This window comes from uncultured Fibrella sp. (assembly GCF_964250085.1).
GTDB lineage: Bacteria > Bacteroidota > Bacteroidia > Cytophagales > Spirosomataceae > Fibrella.
This window is the reverse complement of record NZ_CAXUEC010000004.1, coordinates 265,169-285,926: the sequence shown is the minus strand read 5'-3', so window position 1 is coordinate 285,926 and position 20,758 is coordinate 265,169. Positions and strand designations below refer to the sequence as shown.

At 52.3% G+C, this 20,758-nt stretch carries 22 protein-coding genes; 11 read left to right on the top strand and 11 right to left on the bottom strand.

What is annotated here, in order from left to right; genetic code table 11:
- Positions 1-163: 163 nt before the first annotated feature.
- Positions 164-871, top strand: coding sequence for an HAD family hydrolase (locus ACFE8Q_RS14750; protein ID WP_375446174.1), 708 nt, complete (start codon positions 164-166; stop codon positions 869-871).
- Positions 872-954: 83 nt separating this feature from the next.
- Here the strand turns inward: ACFE8Q_RS14750 and ACFE8Q_RS14745 are convergent, their stop codons facing one another.
- Entirely contained in the window at positions 955-1,287 is a 333-nt protein-coding gene (locus ACFE8Q_RS14745) for a hypothetical protein (RefSeq protein WP_375446173.1), read from the bottom strand.
- A gap of 236 nt (positions 1,288-1,523) precedes the next feature.
- Between ACFE8Q_RS14745 and nadE the strand changes: the two genes are divergently transcribed.
- The 3 genes from nadE (at position 1,524) to ACFE8Q_RS14730 (ending at position 7,565) form a co-directional block, all read left to right on the top strand.
- Positions 1,524-3,572, top strand: coding sequence for an NAD(+) synthase (gene nadE / locus ACFE8Q_RS14740; protein WP_375446172.1), 2,049 nt, complete (start codon positions 1,524-1,526; stop codon positions 3,570-3,572).
- Between the two features lie 111 nt (positions 3,573-3,683).
- Positions 3,684-4,571 (top strand): DMT family transporter, encoded by an 888-nt coding sequence (locus ACFE8Q_RS14735; protein WP_375446171.1) that lies wholly within the window; start codon positions 3,684-3,686, stop codon positions 4,569-4,571.
- A gap of 141 nt (positions 4,572-4,712) precedes the next feature.
- A complete protein-coding gene (locus ACFE8Q_RS14730; protein ID WP_375446170.1) occupies positions 4,713-7,565 on the top strand; it encodes a T9SS type A sorting domain-containing protein in 2,853 nt (950 codons plus the stop codon).
- Between the two features lie 68 nt (positions 7,566-7,633).
- Here ACFE8Q_RS14730 and ACFE8Q_RS14725 read toward each other — a convergent pair whose 3' ends face one another.
- The gene (locus ACFE8Q_RS14725) at positions 7,634-8,428 is read right to left on the bottom strand and encodes an OmpA family protein (protein ID WP_375446169.1); all 795 of its coding nucleotides are present in this window, start codon (positions 8,426-8,428) and stop codon (positions 7,634-7,636) included.
- 201 nt (positions 8,429-8,629) lie between these two features.
- Between ACFE8Q_RS14725 and ACFE8Q_RS14720 the strand changes: the two genes are divergently transcribed.
- Positions 8,630-9,712, top strand: a complete 1,083-nt coding sequence (locus tag ACFE8Q_RS14720; protein ID WP_375446168.1) for a hypothetical protein — start codon at positions 8,630-8,632, stop codon at positions 9,710-9,712.
- 83 nt (positions 9,713-9,795) lie between these two features.
- Here ACFE8Q_RS14720 and ACFE8Q_RS14715 read toward each other — a convergent pair whose 3' ends face one another.
- A complete protein-coding gene (locus tag ACFE8Q_RS14715; RefSeq protein WP_375446167.1) occupies positions 9,796-10,839 on the bottom strand; it encodes a glycoside hydrolase family 130 protein in 1,044 nt (347 codons plus the stop codon).
- Positions 10,840-10,938: 99 nt separating this feature from the next.
- Between ACFE8Q_RS14715 and ACFE8Q_RS14710 the strand changes: the two genes are divergently transcribed.
- Entirely contained in the window at positions 10,939-11,175 is a 237-nt protein-coding gene (locus ACFE8Q_RS14710; RefSeq protein WP_375446166.1) for an adhesin, read from the top strand.
- An 8-nt stretch (positions 11,176-11,183) separates the two neighbouring features.
- A complete protein-coding gene (locus tag ACFE8Q_RS14705) occupies positions 11,184-11,342 on the top strand; it encodes a hypothetical protein (protein ID WP_375446165.1) in 159 nt (52 codons plus the stop codon).
- 99 nt (positions 11,343-11,441) lie between these two features.
- Here ACFE8Q_RS14705 and ACFE8Q_RS14700 read toward each other — a convergent pair whose 3' ends face one another.
- Both ACFE8Q_RS14700 and ACFE8Q_RS14695 read right to left on the bottom strand, forming a co-directional pair.
- Positions 11,442-12,083 carry a LysE family translocator gene (locus ACFE8Q_RS14700; RefSeq protein ID WP_375446164.1) on the bottom strand — a complete coding sequence of 214 codons (642 nt, stop codon included), beginning with the start codon at positions 12,081-12,083 and terminating at the stop codon, positions 11,442-11,444.
- Positions 12,084-12,220: 137 nt separating this feature from the next.
- Positions 12,221-12,769, bottom strand: a complete 549-nt coding sequence (locus ACFE8Q_RS14695) for an NUDIX domain-containing protein (protein WP_375446163.1) — start codon at positions 12,767-12,769, stop codon at positions 12,221-12,223.
- A gap of 51 nt (positions 12,770-12,820) precedes the next feature.
- Here ACFE8Q_RS14695 and ACFE8Q_RS14690 point away from each other — a divergent pair, with 51 nt between their 5' ends.
- The gene (locus ACFE8Q_RS14690) at positions 12,821-13,825 is read left to right on the top strand and encodes a cation diffusion facilitator family transporter (protein ID WP_375446162.1); all 1,005 of its coding nucleotides are present in this window, start codon (positions 12,821-12,823) and stop codon (positions 13,823-13,825) included.
- A gap of 278 nt (positions 13,826-14,103) precedes the next feature.
- A complete protein-coding gene (locus ACFE8Q_RS14685) occupies positions 14,104-15,015 on the top strand; it encodes a TIM barrel protein (RefSeq protein ID WP_375446161.1) in 912 nt (303 codons plus the stop codon).
- A gap of 96 nt (positions 15,016-15,111) precedes the next feature.
- Here ACFE8Q_RS14685 and ACFE8Q_RS14680 read toward each other — a convergent pair whose 3' ends face one another.
- The 6 genes from ACFE8Q_RS14680 to ACFE8Q_RS14655 are packed head-to-tail and all read right to left on the bottom strand — an operon-like array spanning position 15,112 to position 18,031.
- The gene (locus tag ACFE8Q_RS14680) at positions 15,112-15,534 is read right to left on the bottom strand and encodes a BrxA/BrxB family bacilliredoxin (protein ID WP_207332576.1); all 423 of its coding nucleotides are present in this window, start codon (positions 15,532-15,534) and stop codon (positions 15,112-15,114) included.
- A 19-nt stretch (positions 15,535-15,553) separates the two neighbouring features.
- A complete protein-coding gene (locus ACFE8Q_RS14675; RefSeq protein ID WP_375446595.1) occupies positions 15,554-15,865 on the bottom strand; it encodes a DUF59 domain-containing protein in 312 nt (103 codons plus the stop codon).
- Positions 15,866-15,886: 21 nt separating this feature from the next.
- The gene (locus ACFE8Q_RS14670) at positions 15,887-16,303 is read right to left on the bottom strand and encodes a SufE family protein (protein ID WP_375446594.1); all 417 of its coding nucleotides are present in this window, start codon (positions 16,301-16,303) and stop codon (positions 15,887-15,889) included.
- A gap of 2 nt (positions 16,304-16,305) precedes the next feature.
- Positions 16,306-16,596: a type II toxin-antitoxin system RelE/ParE family toxin gene (locus ACFE8Q_RS14665; RefSeq protein ID WP_375446160.1), complete on the bottom strand. Its 291-nt coding sequence runs from the start codon at positions 16,594-16,596 to the stop codon at positions 16,306-16,308.
- Positions 16,581-16,772 carry a hypothetical protein gene (locus tag ACFE8Q_RS14660; RefSeq protein WP_375446159.1) on the bottom strand — a complete coding sequence of 64 codons (192 nt, stop codon included), beginning with the start codon at positions 16,770-16,772 and terminating at the stop codon, positions 16,581-16,583. The genes ACFE8Q_RS14665 and ACFE8Q_RS14660 overlap by 16 nt, the downstream gene beginning before the upstream one ends.
- 20 nt (positions 16,773-16,792) lie before the next feature.
- Positions 16,793-18,031, bottom strand: a complete 1,239-nt coding sequence (locus ACFE8Q_RS14655) for a SufS family cysteine desulfurase (RefSeq protein WP_375446158.1) — start codon at positions 18,029-18,031, stop codon at positions 16,793-16,795.
- Positions 18,032-18,482: 451 nt separating this feature from the next.
- On the opposite strand from ACFE8Q_RS14655, the gene ACFE8Q_RS14650 reads away from it, so the two are divergent.
- Together ACFE8Q_RS14650 and ACFE8Q_RS14645 are read left to right on the top strand one after the other, a co-directional pair.
- A complete protein-coding gene (locus tag ACFE8Q_RS14650; RefSeq protein ID WP_375446157.1) occupies positions 18,483-19,217 on the top strand; it encodes an acetylxylan esterase in 735 nt (244 codons plus the stop codon).
- Positions 19,218-19,292: 75 nt separating this feature from the next.
- Positions 19,293-20,723 (top strand): family 43 glycosylhydrolase, encoded by a 1,431-nt coding sequence (locus ACFE8Q_RS14645; RefSeq protein WP_375446593.1) that lies wholly within the window; start codon positions 19,293-19,295, stop codon positions 20,721-20,723.
- The last annotated feature ends 35 nt before the right edge of the window (positions 20,724-20,758 follow it).

The following is a 20,758-nucleotide window of genomic DNA, read 5'->3' as shown; positions in this document are numbered from 1 at the left end:
GCGTTGTAACTAGTTGTTTTAGAGGAAATAGGCTTATTTGATACGTTTAGGGCAGATTGAAAAAAAAGATGGACCACCAAAATGACATGCTACTAAATTAAACTTAGTTACCACTCTTCGGTAGATCTGGTAACCTATGGGCTCATTTCCGGTTAGTCATGGTATGACCTCTACCGAGCGCTTTATAGATCAGTTCGACGTGATCCTGCTTGACCTGATGGACACGCTGATGTTTGGCGGTAATCGCTTTTCCAATGAGCAAGCCTACGCCCAGACATACCGGAAACTGGGCGGAACGTATCATTCAGACAGTGAGGTGCAATGGGTGATTCAGCAGGTGTATGACACCATGAACGAGCATTATGCAGACCCCGCCTACCACGAGAATTTCCGCCCCGCCAGCACGTATCTGGCCGAAACGCTCGACTCGCTCGGCCTGCCGCAAACCGATGCTGCCCGCCTGCATACGGTGTTTGCTCACCATGAACTGGGACACATACCTGACAGCCACTGCCACGCCCTGCGCCAGTTGGCGAAAACTCACCGGCTGGGCCTGGTGAGTAACCTCTGGTCGGAGAAAGCGCTGTTTGTCCGCGCTTTTCGGCAGTGTCACATTCATCACCTGTTCGATACGCTGGTGTTTTCATCAGAACACAGTATCGTCAAGCCGTCGCCGAAGTTATTCCAGAAAGCGCTCGACCGGTTCAACGCCCCACCTCACAGAATCCTGTTCGTCGGCGACAGTCCCGAACGCGACATGGCTGGTGCCGAGGCCCTCGGCCTGGGTACGTTGCTGGTTACGGGTGGTAACGAAACAACGTACCCAGGCCACACTGCGGTTGACATCTGTCAGTTAACGAATCAAGTTTAATAGCCTGACGACAGGCAATGGGTCTACAAAAAAAGCAGCCCCGCTAAAGGCGAGGCTGCTTCGGGGTGATTTCCGATGGTTGGTTAGGCAATCTGCCGACCGAATACTTCCAGTGCTGAAGCCAACTGTTGCAACGAACCCTGTGCGTCGCCACCAGCTTGTGAAGAGGCTGCGGCTGTCTGCTGAGACAGGCTCAACAAAATAGAAGAGATTTCGCTGCTGTCAGGAGCACCATCTTCTAGCGCTTCTTTCAACGAGTACAGATCATCGCTGATCGGGCTGTCTTCGCCAAGGGTAGCGATCCAGCTATCAATCAGTGAGGTGCCGTCGGTAGGCGATACGCTTGATGGGTCACCATGCAGGGCCTGAACGGTTTGGCTGGCCAGGGTTGAGGCGTCTTGAGGTTGAGAAGTCATGATTTTGTTTTTGTAGTTAAAGACTATAGACTAAAAGGTTTTATGGTGTCTTTTTGTTTATGCTCATTTGATTAAGAAAATACAGACGTTGGTAATTACTGGGTAACAGTAAACGCCAGAATCAGGAGTCGATAGAACTACCCCGATGCAAGCCGGGTTTTTTGTTCCGTACTAACCCAGCAAACCCTTTCATGCCGCATCTTTGTTAGCCAAGTACACAACTCGATCATTCGACCTTGAAACTGCTAAAAGTTGCCGCTGGGGTACTCAATCAGACCCCGCTGGATTGGGACCACAACCAGCAAAATATCATCAATGCCATCGACGCGGCCCGCCAGCAGGGCGTTAGTCTGTTGTGTTTGCCCGAACTATGCATTTCTGGCTACAACTGCGAAGACATGTTCCTGGCGCAGAATACGATCGATCAATCTATCGCGTCGCTGCTCGATATTGTGGGTCATACGGCCGATATTGCCGTGTCGGTAGGGTTGCCCATGCGGCATAACAACCGCACGTTCAATACCGCCTGCTTCATAGTCAACAAGCGGATTCTGGGCTTTGTGGCCAAGCAGTACCTGCCCGGAAACGGCATTCACTACGAACCCCGCTGGTTTCAGCCCTGGACGGTGGGCGTACGGGATGAGACCCATATTGGCGAGTTTAGTTACCCGTTTGGCGATATCGTGTTCGACCTGTCGGGCATTCGGATCGGCTTCGAGATTTGCGAAGACGCCTGGATTGCCAACCGGCCGGGGCGGGCACTGTACGAACGTGGCGTCGATATCATTCTGAATCCATCGGCGAGCCATTTTGCATTTGGCAAATCGGTTACCCGCGAACGACTGGTGGTCGATGCGTCGCGGTCGTTTGGCGTCAGCTATGTGTATACAAACCTGCTGGGCAACGAGGCGGGCCGGGCTATCTACGACGGCGATGCGATGGTGGCCTCCAACGGCGAACTGCTGGTGTCGGGCCCACGACTGAGCTACGAAGACATGCACATTGTTCCGGCTGTGGTCGATGTGGAGATGACACGGCTCAATCAGACCCAGAACCGGGGAAACCTGGCCTTTGCCCTGCCCAACCTGCGCGTTACGGATCGCTTCAACTGGCCGGAGATTAGCCCGGTAGTGCAAAAGGCGGAGCTTGAACCCTGGGAGCGGTTTGGTAGTATCAAGGAAGAAGAATTTGCCCGTGCCGTGGCACTCGGCCTGTTCGATTACCTTCGGAAAAGCCGGTCGCAGGGGTATGTGCTCAGCCTGTCGGGCGGGGCCGATTCGTCGGCGATTGCGGCTACGGTGTACCTGATGGTGCGCATGGCCGTGGAGAATATTGGCCTCGACGGGGTAAAGAAAAAACTGCACCATCTGCCAGCCGTTCAGGACTGCGACAGCGCCGAGGCGATGGTTGGCAAGCTGCTGACAACGATTTATCAGGGCACCTCCAACTCATCGGACGACACGTTTAATTCGGCCAAAGAACTGGCCGAGAGCCTGGGTGCCACCTTCATGAACATCAACATCGACGGGCTGGTGGATACCTACACGGGCCTGATCGAAGGACAGATAGGCCGGAAACTGTCGTGGGATAAGGACGATCTGGCGTTGCAAAATATTCAGGCGCGGGTACGTGCACCGGGCGTCTGGATGCTGGCCAACCTGAAAAATGCGCTCCTGCTCAGCACCTCAAACCGATCCGAAGCGGCCGTTGGCTACGCCACGATGGACGGTGACACGGCGGGCAGTATCTCGCCCATCACCGGCATCGACAAGCATTTTCTGCGGGGCTGGCTGCGCTGGCTCGAAACCGAGGGCCTGAATGTGGTGAACACCCCGAGTCCGGCCGACCGAATTAAACTGTTGGGTCTGAACCGGGTAAATAACCTGCAACCCACCGCCGAACTGCGCCCCCTTGACCGGAACCAGACCGACGAGGCCGACCTGATGCCCTACGACGTGCTAAACGAAATTGAAAACGCCGGTATTCGCGACAAACAGGCCCCTGTAGAGGTGTTCAAGCAGATTGAAGTGAAATTTGCCGGGCAACATAGCCGCGAAAATCTGCTGATGTGGGTAGAGCGATTCTTTAAGCTCTGGAGCCGCAACCAGTGGAAACGCGAACGCTACGCCCCCAGCTTCCACCTCGATGACCACAGCCTGGACCCACGTACCTGGATGCGCTTTCCGATCCTCTCCGGCGGTTTCGAAAAAGAGATCGCCCACATGCGCGACTGGGCCAGCCAACAAAGCGGCAAGAGCGCAAGACGCGGGAAGATTGGGTTTTAGGAAAAAATAGTCATCAGGTTGTCATTCGCTTCGCTGTCATTGGGCGGTCATTAATCGGTAAAACAAGCAATGCCAGTTTAATGACAGCGTAAGAACTTTTTATCTGTATCTGTGCATTCGTCTCCGCGTTCCAATCTGCTCATTTCGGGCCTTTTATTTGCCATGCTGTGGGCGTCGGCGTCGGTGGCCACGAAGTTTGGGGTGCAGTCGGCGGCACCGCTGGTGTTGGCTACGGTGCGCTTCCTGATCGCCGGGGGCGGTATGTTGCTGGTGGCCTACGTGTTTCAGAAAGGGAACCCGATGCCGGTAGGGGCGGAGTGGAAACGGCTGACGATTTTTGCCGCCCTGAATACCACCATTTACCTTGGGCTTTTTGTGCTGGCGCTGAAACAGGTGTCGGCCGGTATCGGTAGCTTGTCGACGGCCACCAATCCGCTGTTTATTACGCTGATGTCGGCTGTGTTTCTGCGGCGGCCCCTGCACTGGCGCGAAGCAGGGGGGCTTGGGCTGGGCCTGATCGGTGTGTGCGTGGCGGCGTATCCATTGCTGGGGCAGGCCTACGCCACCGTCGAAGGGCTGCTGATTTTGCTGGGGAGCATGTTGTCGATTTCTGCTGCAACCGTCTACTACGCCCGGTTCAACTGGCGGTTGCCCAATTTGGTTATCAATGGCTGGCAGGTGCTGATCGGCGGACTGCTTATTCTACCTATCACCCTGCTGACGACCGATATCAGCGCCACCACCTTCGACGGGCAGTTCTGGGCGTCGGTGGCGTGGCTCATTGGTCCGGTATCGGTTGTAGCGCTTCAGCTATGGTTTCGGCTGGTGCGGGCCGACGCGGTTAAAGCTTCGTTATGGCTATTTCTATGCCCTATCTTCGGCTTTGCCTACTCCTCACTGCTGCTGGGCGAGCCAATTACCCTGTATACCATTCTGGGTACGTTACTGGTTGTCGGCGGACTAGGCCTGGGTCGGCAAACCAGGGCGGCTACAGACTAATTTATGTATATGATGAGGCGGCTGCGTTCGTTACGAGTGTGATGGAGCGTGAAGCAACCCCGCCGCTGGCCGAATCGGAGCAGGGCAGGCTGTACCTGAAATGCTCAACGGACAGACCGCCTTTAAATTAATATTTCGTGTATGAATCGATTCTATCGAACTGCCTTAATCGTCCTTTTTTGTGGCTTAAGCAACTGGCTGTCAGCGCAGCAGAATCAACGGTATCTGCTGCTGTCGCTTGGTAATAACTACATCGGAAGCGGAGATAATGGAATTGAATCGATCAATCAGCTAAAAGCGAATGGCGGCAACGGTGTAATGATCACGATGCTCTGGAGCACGATCAACAACTGGCGCAAAGATGACCCGAATCCCTGGCAACAGTACGACGATCAGGTGGCAGCGGCGCGCCGGAATGGCATGAAAATCGCCATTCGTATCTGGATCGATAACCAGCGCTTCGATACACCTTCTGACCCCAACAATAACTTTGAAGATGGTTTTAATGGCTGGAGTGCCGCCGACCGCATGCAGGGGTACAATGTGTTTGGGCAGGACCTGAGGGTATACCAGCATTTCGACGGCCTGTATCAAAACCGGGGAACGTTCCGGGTATTTACCAGCTTCGCCGCGCCAGCTACGATTGAAAAAGGAACCACGTTTGCCGCCCGGGTAGCCCAGCGATACAGTTATTTGCTCAATACAAATGAGCTGTTGTTCATGTGCGTGGCCAATAACGGGCAGGGGGAGTTTGGGTATCCGTATACGACTACAAAAGGCCTTACGGGCGACTACGAACGCCTCTTCGACTACTCAGACCCAATGGTTAAAGGGTTTAGAAATTGGTTGAAAGCTAAATACAGAGGGTCGATTACCCGGTTGAAATCGGCCTGGAAAGGAGACGGTCAGCCAGGTTCCAGCTTTGACCAGATTAGCCCCAAAGCACCCAATGGCGAGTTTAAAGGGGCTTTTGAAGGTGAGGCTGGCCGGGACTGGTATCGGTATCGGCATGGCGTTATGAAAACCTTCCTGTATGAAGTAGCAGCGGCAATTAAAGCCGTGGATAACCGATTCAAAGTTATTCCAGAATACGGGGCCGTTCATGACAAGCTGTCGGTTCAGCGGGGCACCTTTAGCTTCAAAGACATCGGCGAAAGCATGGACGGGATCAAGATAAACGATGGCAACTTCTCCGATTTTCGCTTTTCGACTGATCTGGTTCGCTCCAATATGCCCGGAAAGTTGATCGTCAATGAAGTGGGGGGAAACGCTGGCCGAATCAATGATCCGGTTCCCAGAAGTGAACAGATCAGACAGTTTACGGACTGTTATGAATTCGGGACCCAGATCATTACGATATTCAATTTTGACCTTACCTACCCGCCCGACCGCGACGTTGTCAGAGAGGTAGCCGCCCGATACCTGGCCACAACCGCCAACGTCATTCGTAAACCAGAGCAAAGTGCCACATATACCACATCGGGCATCCTGACCGCGGGCGGGTGTAATGCAACTGGCGCGTCTCCGCTTGATTGTCAGGCGTATAAAGACTGGCGAACGGTACATGAGCTCAACGGGGGGAAACCCGTCAACTTCTATCAGCAGGATGATATTCTCTTTCCGCCTACAGTAGAAATACCACGTTATAGTCGGGTTCTGGTAATCGGTAATGCGCTGACTGAAAATGCACCCGACGCAACCATTGGCTGGACAGGTGGCCCCTGGGGTATGGCCGCAACAAGCCGGGCCAACGACTATGTGAGTTTATTGACCGAGAAACTGAAAGAACAGAATCCCGACGTGTCGGTGCAGCGGCTACGGCTCGACGACTGGGAAAAGACGTACGCCAGCAAGGCATTTCCGTACAAAACGGCGGTTACGGATAAAGTAGCGGCATTCTGGCCGGGAAACAAACCCGACCTGGTGCTGATCTCGCTGTCTGAAAACGTAAGTCAGACCAATTTCGACGCGGCTACGTTCAGAGATGAAGTGTTGAAACTGGTTGTGTCTACGGGCTTTACCACCGGTGTGGCTGTGTTGCGCAATTCGTTTCTTCCTGGTAAAAGCCAATCCAACGCTGTGTTGCGCCGGGTAGCTGACGAAACGGGCTGGCAGTTTGTCAACTTAGCCTGCATTCGGGGCGATGTGACCTACACGGCAGCAACCGACTGGCCCAAAGCCGACAGTTTGGTGAAGCAATATCCGGGCAACGCAGGCATGGACGCCATTGCCAATTTGTACTGTAGCCAGATTCCCGGTCTGAACTGCAATCAGATAGGACCTACGCCAACGATATCTAAAATTCGCATTCATTTCGGCGTCGACTCCTGTCAAACGTGCAGCGACCGGTGCCGGAATGGCCTCATTCAGGGTTCGCAGGATAGCACCTCCTGGACAACGCTGGCTATTCTGTCTCAGCCCGCCCGGGGCTGGAACGAGTTTGTGGTCAATGCCAATCAGCCGTGGCGATACGTCAGGTACGTGGCGGCCAAAAATTGCTTTGCTGAGCTGACCGAACTGGAGTTTTATGAAGGTAACCGCAAACTGGCAGGCAAGGTGTTCAATAGTGGCACCAGCTCGTCTGGTAACGGGTATCGGGCTGCGCTGGACGGTAATCTGGCGACCGTGTGGCGAGGTACCACGCCCGGCCCGCAAAACACGTTAGGCCTCGATTTTGGCGTGCCTTCGACCGATCCCGACCCGATTGTCTGGTGCCCGGAAGCGGATGAATCGAAGCAGACAGCCCAACTGGAACTGGCTCCCAATCCCGCCGATGAGTTTGTAACGTACCTGTACCAGATGCCTACCACCGAAGCCGTTACCATTGATGTCTTCGATATGGCTGGCAGGCGGGTGAGTCATCAGCAACTGGCTGGTAGCGACGTTCGTCAGCAGTATAGAGCGTATGTCGGCGACTGGCAGGCGGGCCTCTACATCGTTAAAATAAAAGCAGGTACGTTCGCCGCCTCAAAAAGAATCCTGATCGCCCGTTGAGGGAAGCTGGTTATTGGTTATTGTGATCGGAGGCTCTGCTGGAGCCCTCGCGCGTCCGTAATAACCAATCACTGCTTAATCACTCGCATTTCGACGCGCCGGTTGAACTGGCGGCTCTTCTCGTAGTTGTTGGTCGCTACCGGTCGGGTGCCTCCATAGCCTTTCGTGAAAATACGAGTGGCGGCAATGCCTTTGCTGACCAGAAATGATTTCACCGTCTCGGCTCGTTGCCGGGAGAGCGTGACGTTCTGATCAAAATCGCCCTGATTGTCGGTATGCCCGGCCAACTCAATACTGATAGTCGGGTTTTGCGTCAGGAATGTCAGCAGGCGGTCTAGGTCGGCCTGGGCTTCGGGCACCATATCGGCCGTGCTCTGGGTGAACTGGATGGCCCTTAACTCAACGGGTTGGTCGGTAATCGTCAGTGGTTTGGCCGCCGTGCTGGCTGGTGCCGATTTTGGCGCGGGCGACGCCTTTTTTTGGGCAGATGAAGCCGCGGCTACAGGTGTAGACGTTGGTAAGGTCCTGTTCAGGTAAATAGTCTTCCCGAAAAGGCGAACAGCCCGGCTATCGGTAAATGCCATGCGATCTTCCGTGGCTATGTAACCAGCCGCCTGAGTCACAATCCGGTACGATTCCTTCGCGCTCAGGTTAAGCTTGAAACTGCCGTCAGGTGCCAGTGACTTTGCCTGCGTGGCATTTCCCGTCTGTGTCAATGCCTGAACCGTTGCACCAATGATCGGTTGGTGAGTAGCCGCATCAAGGACCAGCCCTTCGAGCGACGCCTTATCACCCTGGCTAAATCCGGGCAGTGTACTACAAAAAAGGCCCCAGACGAGGCCTGCTTTACTGAATATAGTCATACTAATTAAGCAACGGGAAATGGCCGCTAAAAGTACACCGGAGCCTGCGATTTACCGCAAAAAAAGCCTGTCAACTGACGGTGAAAATGGTGACAAAATGAGTCGAAAAATAGTTTGTAATTAGCTGTAAATGAGGAGGTTGATTAGGTGTGAAAGCTATTGAAAATTGAACTGGTGAATAGTCTTCTTTGTTAGTAGTGTATGAGAGAAACAACCAATGTGTCGATGGCTTCCAGGCCTACGCAACTGCCCGTGCAAGCTGCCCAGGCAGACGAAATATGGCGGGATGCTGCCCAGCGAAAATCGATTCCGGCGCAGGTGTTTTTGAATCACTTCTTCGCCATGGATTTCCATATCCAGCATCAGAATGACCTGTTCGATCTAGCTAAATTCCCCATCTTCCGGCAGTTTGGCGGCTTGGGCGCGGCCGATCGGCAGGCGGCGTTAGAGAAGTTATTGCTCAATAGCTGGAGCGCCGAATATGCGCTTCGCATAACGCCTGTCCTCAACGATCGGTCGGCCGATTCGGAGCAGTATCTACAAAGTTCGCTGCACTGGACGTTTCCGCAGGCTTACTACAGCGTGCTGTTTAGTGCCCGTGCGTTTCTGGCTGTACAGAATATCAATGTAAGCAATGAAGAGCTGATCCGTAAGCGGATTGGCAACATGGTGGTGCGGGGCCATTATCCGGCTTCTGTGGGTTACTACGCACTGGGGCCAATCAATAATTACCGCATCCAGCGCCTGCCGATGGCGAAGCGGATGGCCGAAGCCGGTCGTTCGGACCTGGCGTTGCCTTCGCGGCATACATCAGCGCAGATCGAGGTGGCCCAGTTCCTGAAAACCACCCGCGACCAACGAATCAAAGCACTACGTAACGCCGTTCAGAATAACCCCAAAACAGCGCTGCGCTCGCCCCGTACCGGTGAGATCCTGCAGAAGTTTGGCCCTGAACAATACAAGGTGCTGGCCCGCCAGATTGGGTATACCAGCTACTTCGATATGCTGAGTCGCCTGCGTATATCATCAGCCAACGGCAACGGCGCACCGCGTGAGATCGAACGCTTTGTCGATTCGGAAGTTGATGTGCGGCTGTTTCACCAGAGTCTGGTCAGCATTGTTACGCATGTGAACTCGATTCACGAAGCCTATATTGCTAAAGCGCTGGGCATTGAACGGTATCGCCAACTGGTGGCCAAACTGCCAACGTACCTACAGGAGAGCTTTGTGCGCGAACGGCTCAACACGGTCATCGAGCCGCTACTGGCCGCTGCCGCCGAATAAACCTGATCGTCAGCCTACTTCCTCGCTACGTGCAGGCCCTCATCTGTTGCCATGATGAGGGCTTTCTTTTTTAGGTCTGTCGCTTACGAAGGCAAAGCCACGGCCTGCTTCAAAACGGCAAGGCCAACGCCTGAATCAGCCGCCCCGTAATAGACCCACCACTCGTTGGAGCCACTAGCTACCCAACCGTTGCTGAACACAACGTTGGGGAAGAAGCCTTCGCGCTCCCAACTCAATTCGGGCGTGAGCAGTGGCGCAGCAGACCGGCCTAGCAACGTACCTGGCTCGTTGGCATCCAGCAAGGCCAGTGCCAGGGCATATTCGTGCTGTTTGCTTGCCCCGTGGTAAAGGAGCAACCAGCCTTCATCGGTGCGGACAGGTTCGGGTCCGGCCCCGATTTTCAGGTATTCCCAGTCTGAGCCGAGGGCACCGAACACGTACCTGTGGTTGCCCCAATGTACCCCATCGGGCGACTCGCAAATCCAGATCGAAGGTTTGCCAATCTCAGAAACCATGGGCCGGTGAAGCATCAGCAGCTTACCATTTACACGCTCCGGAAAAAGGCAGGCATCTTTGTTGGGGGGCGGCAATACCATACCAACCCGCTCTACATGGACAAAATCGGTCGTTTTAGCTAAGCCTACTCCCGGCCCATTCGCCGACACGGCCGTATACGTGATCCAGTAGGTGCCGTCGATGCAGGTGATGCGGGCATCTTCAAGGCCAAAAGCTTCGTCGGGGCGGGCGGGAAACAGGAATGGCTGATCGTCGATGGTAAAGTGAACGCCATCGCGGCTACGCGCCAGCCTGAGGTGACTCAACGAGGTCAGGTACGTTTGCCCGTCGATGGTCAGCACACGCGGATCGTAGGGGCCGTCGGGCTCGCGGAGAATCTTTACGGTCAGCATCGATTGCCCGTTTATTGTCTCGACAATGGGAATGTGTAACCAGCCCGGCTCAGACTTCGGCGCTTCGGCCACGCGAAGCAGCAATAGTATTTCGTCGCCAAATCGGCAGGCGGCAGGGTTGAACGCCCCGAGCACCTCAAATCCATCTCCGTAGGGCTTAACATCCTGTGTTGTGAGCACGGGTTGATCACTATACCGTTGAAGTGTGTAATTTTTCATCCTGTTAGAAGGCCATTGGCTCAAAATTCATATTACCTTAACTAACCAACCACAATTCGGTCGGTTATTGGAGTTCGGAAACCTATTCAACACGCAACAATGGCTTATAATGATGACCTGCTCGACGATGAGCAAGACGATGTACTGATGATGAACCCAGACCCAGATGATGATGACGCTGAATTTGGCGACGAAGGTTCAGGCGCAACAAGCGGCTACGGCGACACCATCGATGACGACTTGAGCGACGATGGGGATATAGAGGAACCACTCGAAGTAGACCCCGACGATGATCTTCAGGGCGATGACTTTGAGGATGAAGATGATGACCTATAATCAACAAAATGATGCCAGAAGACGCAGAAAAACCAGGCCAGGACGAGTCAGTAGCTCCCGATAGTGAAACCCAGTCGTCGGCAGCTTCTGCCCAGGGCGAGCGCAATAATCCCGAGATTAACGAAGAAAAAACCGGAAGCCGGGAGAACGAACCCGCTGAAGGGTAGGAGGTAATTGGTTACTGGTAATTAGTGATTGATAGCTTCGCCAGGTAACGTTGCTTAGCGGAGCTACCAATCACTAATCACCAGTAACCAGTCACCAAGTTACCAACGATGAAGAAGTGCCGTGACGGGCTCGTAGAGCTTTACCCAGGCTAGCCGGGCTGCCACGATGATGAAGACAACGCCCGTGATGCGGTTGAATGCAAGGGCGACTTTGGGCGTAAAGAAACGCTTCAGCTTATGGGCAAAGATGGCCAGTGCCGATTCGGCAGTTGTTACGCCCAGTAGCGCAAATCCCATAAAAACAACCTGCTGGGTGGTATTGTAATGTAATGAGTGCTGCATGTAAGCGGCGATAGTCACCCACGACACAAAGTTGATCGGGTTTAGCGCGTTCAGCAGAAATCCCGTTGTGAAGTAGTAGGCATAGTTGCCAAATTTGGTCTTGGGATAAGCGATACGTGGCGTTCCTTTGATGATGTTGAACAACCCCAGCGCTACCAGAAACAGCACCCCTACGGCCGCTAAAATAGGCTCCAGTGCTTCAGAATGGGGAATAATGGACGTACCCAGCAGGGCAAACGTGACGTATATCGTGTCGCCCAGCACAACGCCCAGGGTAATGGTCAACCCGGCCTTGTAGCCGTTGTCGACACTATTCTGGATAAGGGCGAAAAAAACGGTTCCGAAGGTCAGGCAGAGTGCCACGCCAGTCAGAAAGCCGAAAATAATGGGTAAAAGCATAGAAAGTCGATAGTTGGCAGTGGCAGTTGGCCGATCAGGTACGTGTTCCAACTGGTCGATCAATCAGCGCACCGATACGTTGTACCGTACTTACTGCTACTGTCAACAACCACTTTTTGTTTTCAGATACCAGGCGGTTACACCCCCCTGAGCCGGGCAACCAGTAATAAACCCGCCATACTGATCGAGTCGGTGATGCGGCCATCCATCACCATCGCGACGGCTTCGGCCAGCGGAAGCTTCAGTAACTGAAGATCTTCGGTTTCTTCCGGCGCATGAGGGCCTGGCGTCAACTCTTCGGCGACGTAGATAAACCCTTCTTCATCGGTAGCTGAATTGGAGGTGTGAATACGGGCAAGCTTCGTCCACCGATTGGCGACAAATCCGGTTTCTTCCTGTAGTTCGCGTTGCGCCGAGGCCAGGACGTCTGTACCAACCGGGGAGCCGCCTTCCGGTATTTCCCAGGTGTACTCGTTTAGTGCGTAGCGATATTGCCCAACCAGGTACGTATAGCCCTGATCGTCGATAGGGATTACGCCTACCGCTTTGTTTTTGAAACTAACCACCCCGTAGATACCTGGTGTACCAGCGGGGGTAATCACGTTTTCGTGCCTGATTGACAGCCAGTTGTTTTCGTACTTAACTTCTGAGTCGAGCGTTTGCCAGGGGTTATGCGTCGTGTCCATGCGGCGAAAATACGAACGATTTGTTCGGTTAACCGTATCTTTACGGAGTCTATGAAGCTACTACAACACAGCAAGACCCGCTGGATGGCCGTATCGCTACTGGTGGGTATTGTGCTATTGGTGCTGAAATTCACAGCTTTTTTCCTGACCAATTCGACGGCAATTCTTACCGATGCGCTGGAATCGATTGTGAATGTAATTGCCAGTGGATTTGCCCTCTACAGTCTATATATCGCCGGTTTACCCCGCGACCAGAACCACCCCTATGGGCATGGAAAAGTAGAATACCTGTCGTCGGGTTTCGAGGGGGCACTGATCCTGTCGGCGGGGCTGGTGATTATTTACGAGGCAGTGGTCAGCTTTTTCGAGCCAACCGTTCTGACTGATTTAGGCTGGGGACTGGGGCTCATTGCCTTCACTACGGCCGCTAATGCCTTGCTCGGCTACACCTTGACCAAACAGGGCAAACTGGCCGATTCACTAGCCCTGGTGGCCGATGGTAAGCATTTATTGGTCGATAGCGTAAGTAGTGTAGTAGTGGTCATTGGCGTAGGTCTTGTCTGGTTCACCGGATGGACCTGGCTAGACCGGGTGCTGGCTCTGGCCTTATCGCTGTTCATTATTTACAACGGCTGGTCGCTGGTGCGTCAGTCGGTTGGGCGATTACTCGATGAAACCGATCTGCCAACCATTGATCGCGTGGTGACGGTGCTTGCCGAGAACCGGCAGCGGAACTGGATCGACGTGCATAACCTGCGTGTTCAGAAATACGGTGCCGACCTGCATATCGACTGTCACCTCACCTTGCCCTACTACTGGGATCTGCTCAACACGCACGACGAAGTGCAGCGGTTTGAAAAGACGTTGCAGGATGGGTTTTCCAGCGAAGTAGAAATTTTCGTCCACGCCGACCCCTGCCTGCAGGAGTGCTGCCACTACTGCCGCGTGGCCAATTGCCCCGTCCGTGGCCACGAATTTGTGAGAGATGTGGTCTGGACGGCCGAAAACCTGCCGCTGAATCAGAAGCACTTTGTGCCAATTAACAATTATCAGTGAACAATTATCAGTGGTGCTGTTGAACAACGTACCTAAGCAGGGCATTTGATAATTGTTCACTGATAATTGTTAATTGATTTGACATATTCACTGAAAAAATTGTACCTTTCGACTGTATCATTTCGCTGATGCCAACGGGTTGGTTCACCAACAGAATGATATTCAGGTTGTATTCTGAACTGGAAAGACGGGTTGCCCTACAGCCCGCCTTTTTTTATGCCGTAGATTCAGCCGGTTACTATCTTATACAGTGACAAACTGACAATCATATAGACGCTATGAGTAATCTGAATCGCCGGTCGTTCCTGCAAACAGCCGGAGCACTTGCCGCCACAGTTGTACTGCCTGCCTGGGCCGAAGCGGCCCCTGAAAAACTTGCCTTCGATATTTCGCTGGCCGAATGGTCGTTGCACAAAGCGTTGTTTGGAAAGCAGATCACCAATCTGGATTTTCCGGGTATCGCCAAAAAAGAATTCGGCATCAGCATTGTCGAGTATGTGAACCAGTTTTTCAAAGACAAGGCGCAGGACAAAGCCTACCTGGACGAACTGCTGATGCGCTGCAAAGACAACGGCGTAACCAACCACCTGATCATGATCGACGGTGAAGGTCCGCTGGCTGATCTGGATGCTACGAAGCGTAACCAGACCGTAGAGAATCACAAAAAATGGATTGAGTGCGCCAAGTATCTGGGCTGCAAGACCATTCGTGTCAATGCGCAGGGCAGCGGTTCGCCTGAAGAGGTGGCTAAAGCGGCGGTTGAGGGGTTGAGCAAACTGGGCGAAGTTGGCAAGGCATCGGGTATCAACGTGATCGTTGAAAACCACGGCGGCATCACCTCAAACGGAGCCTGGCTGGCTGGTGTGATCAAGCAGGTGGGCATGAAGAACGTAGGTACGTTGCCCGACTTCGGTAACTTCTGCATGAAGCGCAGCGCCACCGGTTGCGACGATTCGTATGACCGCTATAAAGGCACGCAGGAGTTAATTCCGTATGCCAAAGGTCTGTCGGCCAAAACGTATGATTTTGATGAGAAGGGGAACTGCGTGGAAACCGATTACACCCAAATCATGAAAATTGTAAAAGACAGCAAGTTCAAGGGGATTATCGGAATCGAGTACGAAGGCAGCAAACTCGACGAGTACGCCGGTATCCGTAAAACAAAAGAACTGCTAGAGCGGGTGGGGTAAAAAAAGTTTACCGTTTACGGTCTTCTGTGGCTTCGCTTAGTTACGATACTTAATCAAACGAAGCCACAGAAGACCGTAAACGGTAAACTTTTTTACTTACGCTTTCTCGCAGAACTCTTCGAGGGCCATTTCCAGGTGCTGGGCGATCATTTGGGCCGAGCGACCTTCGATATGGTGCCGCTCGATGAAATGCACCAGATCGCCATCTTTGAAGATACCAATGGCGGGCGACGACGGAGGGTAGGGGAGCAGGTACTCGCGCATCTTCGCTGTAGCGTCGAGGTCAGCACCGGCAAATACCGTGACCAGGTTGTCGGGCTTCACGTCGGTTGTGGCCAGAGCCATTTTCACACCCGGGCGGGCAGCACCAGCGGCACAACCACATACTGAGTTGACAACAACAAGCGTTGTGCCTTCGGCGGCCATAGCGGCGTCGACATCGGCAGCGGTAGTCAATTCCTGGAAGCCCACGCTAGTGAGGTCTTCCCGCATGGGGGCAACTAAATGAGGAGGATACATAATTTTTTAGTCTTAAATTTTACATGAATCCAAGTTCTAACTTGGCTACTTCCGACATCATATCGGATGAGTAAGCGGGGTCGAATGTTAGTTCGACACTGACATCATTGACGCCTTCCACGTTACGCACTGCCTGTTCAATCTCGCCCGGAATAGACCCGGCCGATGGGCAGGAAGGAGACGTCAGCGTCATCAGGATATAGACGTTATTGACGGGAAAAATCTTGATGTCGTAGATCAAGCCAAGCTCGTACACATCCACCGGAATTTCGGGGTCATATACGGTTTTGAGGGCCAGGACGACCTGCTCTTTCAATTCAGTTTCTGACATAATTGTCGCATTCATAGAGTGTCAGGCGTTTGCCATAGCAAACGATTTCATGCGTTGAATCATTGAGGCCATACCGCCCGCCCGCCGCGAGGTAACCAGGTTGCTGAGGCCAATACGGTCAATGAAATATAACTGGGCATTGGCAACATCCTCCGGTTTTTCGTCTGACAAGACCCGGATGAGCAGGCTAACCAACCCCCGGCTAATCTGGGCCGTTGGTTCGGCATCAGCTTCAAAATGCACTACATCACCGTTTAGTTCGCTGTTCAGCCACACCTTCGATTGGCAACCGGGAATCAGGTTCTCAGGTACGTGTAATGAATCGGGGAGGGGGGGCAACTTCTTGCCGAGGTCGATGATGTACTGGGTCTTATCCAACTGATCATCGAAGAGGTCAAACTCCTCGATGATCTCGTCTTGTTTCTCGTTTATCGTCATACTCATAGAGTTCCCAACTGACTAGCCATATGCTTAATGGTGAGAAGATTAATGATCGAGTTCTGGTAAGAGTAGATTATTCGGTAGTCCCCAGCAAATACCTCTCTTATGAATCGAATACGTTTCTCTGGCACGATCCGGCCCATTTCTGGGAATTGAGTCAACAACTCTATTTTGTGAATTACTTCATCTCCCCAGCGATTGGCAGAAGCGGCCGATTGCCTGTCTAGAAACGTACAGACAGCATTGAAATCATCTTCTGCTTCCTGCGACCAGTTTACCGTTGCTGCCACTGACGAAACTTATCAATAACCTCATTATGAGGTGTAGTACGACCTTGCTCAACATCTTCTAGACCTCGCTCTATCTTAGACAATGTGATAATGCGATCAAGCATCTCCTCTGCCGAGAATTGATCTGGCATATCGCTGAGGTACGTCAATACTTTTTGTTTATCAAGGAGTTCCATAATCAATTCAGTTTAGCAGCTTACGCCATCATGGTTTTTACGCGGTGTAACCCTTTCACGAGCCGGTCAATTTCGTCGGTTGTGTTGTAAACCGAAAACGAAGCCCGCGTGGTTCCGGCAATGCCAAGGCGGCGCATCAGCGGTTGGCAGCAGTGGTGCCCCGTGCGCACGGCGATGCCTTGCTGGTCCAGAATGACGCCGGTGTCTTCGTGGTGAATGCCATCCAGCACAAACGAAATCACGCTGACTTTATCCTTCGCCTGACCCACAATGCGCAGACCATCAATGCTTTGCAGCGCGTCGGTGGCGTAGGCAAGCAATTCGTGTTCATAGGTGGCGATATTTTCTTTACCCAGCGCATCAACATAGTCGATGGCGGTTTTTACCGCAATTACATCGGCAATGTTGGGTGTGCCTGCCTCGAACTTATACGGAATATCGTTGTAGGTCGTCTTCTCGAACGTCACTTCCTTGATCATCTCGCCACCACCCCGAAACGGCGGCATGGCTTCCAGAATGGCCCGCTTGCCGTAGAGTACACCCATACCGGTTGGACCAAACAGCTTGTGGGCCGAGAACACATAGAAATCACAGTCGAGGGCCTGTACGTCAATGTCGATATGTGAGGTAGCCTGCGCCCCGTCGATCAGAACGACGGCGCCAACGCCGTGCGCCTTGTCGATGATCGTTTTGATGGGGTTGATGGTTCCCAGCGCATTCGAGACGTGAACAACCGACACGATTTTGGTACGCTCGGTGAGTAGCTTTTCGTACTCATCGATCAGTAGTTCGCCCTCGTCGTTGATCGGAATGACCTTCAGCACGCAGCCACGTGCTTCGCAAAGCATCTGCCAGGGCACAATGTTGGAATGATGTTCGAGTGTCGAGATGATGATTTCGTCGCCCGGCCCCAGGTACGTTTGGCCGTAGGTTTTTGCCACCAGGTTGATACCGTCGGTAGTACCATAGGTGAAAATAATCTCTTCTGCTTCGCCGGCATTCATAAAAGACTGGATAGCCCGGCGGGTCGCTTCAAAATTGGCCGTGGCCCGTTCGGCCAGCGTATGAATACCCCGGTGAATATTGGCGTTGTCGTGTTCGTAGTAGCGGGTAAGCGCGTCGAGCACGGCACGGGGTTTCTGCGTGGTGGCGGCGTTATCGAAATAAACGAGCGGCCGACCGTTAACGAGCTGGTCGAGTACCGGGAAATCGGCCCGAATCTTCTGAATATCGAGCGGTGTCTGCGTAATGGCTTGCATGCTTATAGAACACCGGAACAGCCCCAAAAAGTTGGTTGCGCGCTGAAGAATATGCCAGTTGAGAGCAAGGCTACTCTTCACTGAGTCATTCGCCTGTAAGAATGGAGAAACGCAAGACAGTACTGACTAGCCTACTGTGGTTCTGTGGCGAAAACTGGCTGAACTGGTGGGTATATACCTGAGAAAAGATCATATGGTATACGTAGAAGAACACGTAGCCGTGACGACCGTGACGGCTACAGGTGAGCAATTTTGCCGCTGAGATGGCCCCTGGCAGAGTAGAATCGGTTACTTGGTTTGATGCAGAAGTTGGTAGAAAATAGTAGCCTGGCTAACTACAAAGGTAGACCTGCTGACTCTGAGCCTCAGCGTAAAAAAGCCCAGTTTTTTATATGAAAAGAGTGCTCCTTTTCTTCAATAGTAATAATTGTAAACTCTTTAAGAATCAACTATGAATAGTAACCGTAAAACATTTATGCTGTCGGCGAGCTTTGCAATTTTGGCAGGATTAGCCTTACAAGGTTGTTCCGTTACATCAAAAGGTCCCGGTAAAAATACGGCAAAAAGTGATACCACGCGACGTATTGCGCCTTACTTTAATCAGGCGACAACTTCCAAAAAAATACCGGACTCCGACGGCTTTATTCAGCGTTGGTTGCTGTTGGAGCCAATCAATAAACCAAACCGTAGTAATACTGTTTTTACGGATAGTTATGTCAGAACTGCCTTAACGGCTGACTATTTTAAAGATCAATTTACGGTTATTCCAAAGGGAGGTGAAAAGGTAAAAGTAGGTGAGCAGGAATTAACCTGGCATGCACTGGAAAGCACGAATTTTAACGTCAAGCTATTTCGTTTTGCGTATGGTCTGAGAAAGCCAACTTATGGCGTTCTGTTTTGGGCAGTAACGGTAATCAACAGTCCGCAGGAAATGAAAAACGTGCGCATGGCTGTTGGATCTAATGCTGCATCAATGTGGTGGCTGAATGGTAAGGAAGCCGTTCTTCTTTCCGGCGATAGACGAATGGTAATGGATGATTGCGTCTCATCTCGCCTGACACTAAACAAAGGGAAAAATATAATCCGGGGAGCCGTGATTAATGGGCCTGGAATGAGCGATTTCTGTGTTCGCTTTCTAAACGAAAAAGGAGAACCGGTAAAAGATCTCTCAATTAGCTACGAATGAAATTAATTAGCCATCCAGTTTTACTAGCTCATTTGTTTGGAAATTTATATTATCATGGAAGTAAGAAATAAATTAATGGGTGTACTAACCCTTTTTTTAGTGTGGTCAGCCGGAAATGCGATAGCGCAGGTTGGAAAACCATTTATCCATGATCCATCAACGATCGCGGAATGTGAAGGGAAATACTACACGTTCGGCACAGGCAGAGGCGGGTTAATATCCGACGATGGCTGGACATGGAACGGTGGCGCAGAACGACCAGGTGGCGGAGCCGCGCCGGATGTACTGAAGATTGGTGATCGCTACCTTGTTGCTTATGGCGCAACGGGCGGAGGGCTGGGAGGCGGACATAATGGCCGGATACTCACCATGTGGAACAAAACGCTTGACCCCAAGTCGCCTGATTTTAAGTATTCAGAGGCTATTGTAGTGGCCTCGTCTGATGGTGTTGAGGATAATGACGCCATTGATCCGGGTTTGCTACTCGATCCAACCGACGGTCGTTTATGGCTGTCGTACGGCACCTATTTCGGGTTTATCCGCCTGGTAGAACTGGACCCTAAAACAGGCAAGCGTGTAGAAGGCAACAAGGCAATCAATGTCGCCATCGATTGTGAAGCCACCGATCTGATGTATCGTGATGGCTGGTATTACCTCCTCGGCACCCACGGAACCTGCTGCGATGGGGCAAACTCAACCTATAATATTGTGGTTGGTCGCTCTAAAAAAGTAACCGGTCCATACCTGGATAACATGGGAAGAGACATGTTGAAAGGGGGTGGTAAAATGGTACTTGCCGCTGGCGGCAGAGTGAACGGCCCCGGCCATTTTGGCCGTTTCATTCTTGGCGATGGTGTCGAAAAAATGTCGTGCCACTATGAAGCGGATCTGGATCAAAGCGGGCGTAGTGTATTGGGTATCCGTCCGTTACTCTGGAAGAATGGATGGCCGGTCGCTGGAGATAACTTTAAGGAAGGGACATATGAGATCGAGTCTGAGCGAAGAGGATATGCCCTGGAATTAATCGTCGACTTTACACGGATGCCCGTTGCTCCGCGAGGGGCCAATCGTAACAATGATGAACCGATAAAAGCCGTACCATCGCAGGAATTAGCTGATGTACTTAAAACATGGCCAACCGGAAATATTGGTGTGCGAACAGGGGATTACATGTTTCGTCCCCACCAAAAATGGACGATCACCGCTGTTCCGAATTCGGGAGGTTATCTAGGTGGTACGTATTACAAGATACTAATCGCAGGAACGGACCGAGCATTAGCGGCCACAGCCGAAGCTGAAGTGATAACGGTACCAGCATTTACCGGTGCGCCGGAACAACTATGGCGAATTGATCAATTGACGGATGGTACGTATCGAATTATGTCTAAAGTCGTACCGAATTCAAAAGAAAATTATGTGCTCGTGTCTTCCGGAGACAGCACACCGACACTGGCAACGTTTGATATGAGTAGTGACAATTCCAAATGGAATTTTAAGGCTCACTAGCTAAAATCTGACTTCACATTTTCGCTGCAGGTAAC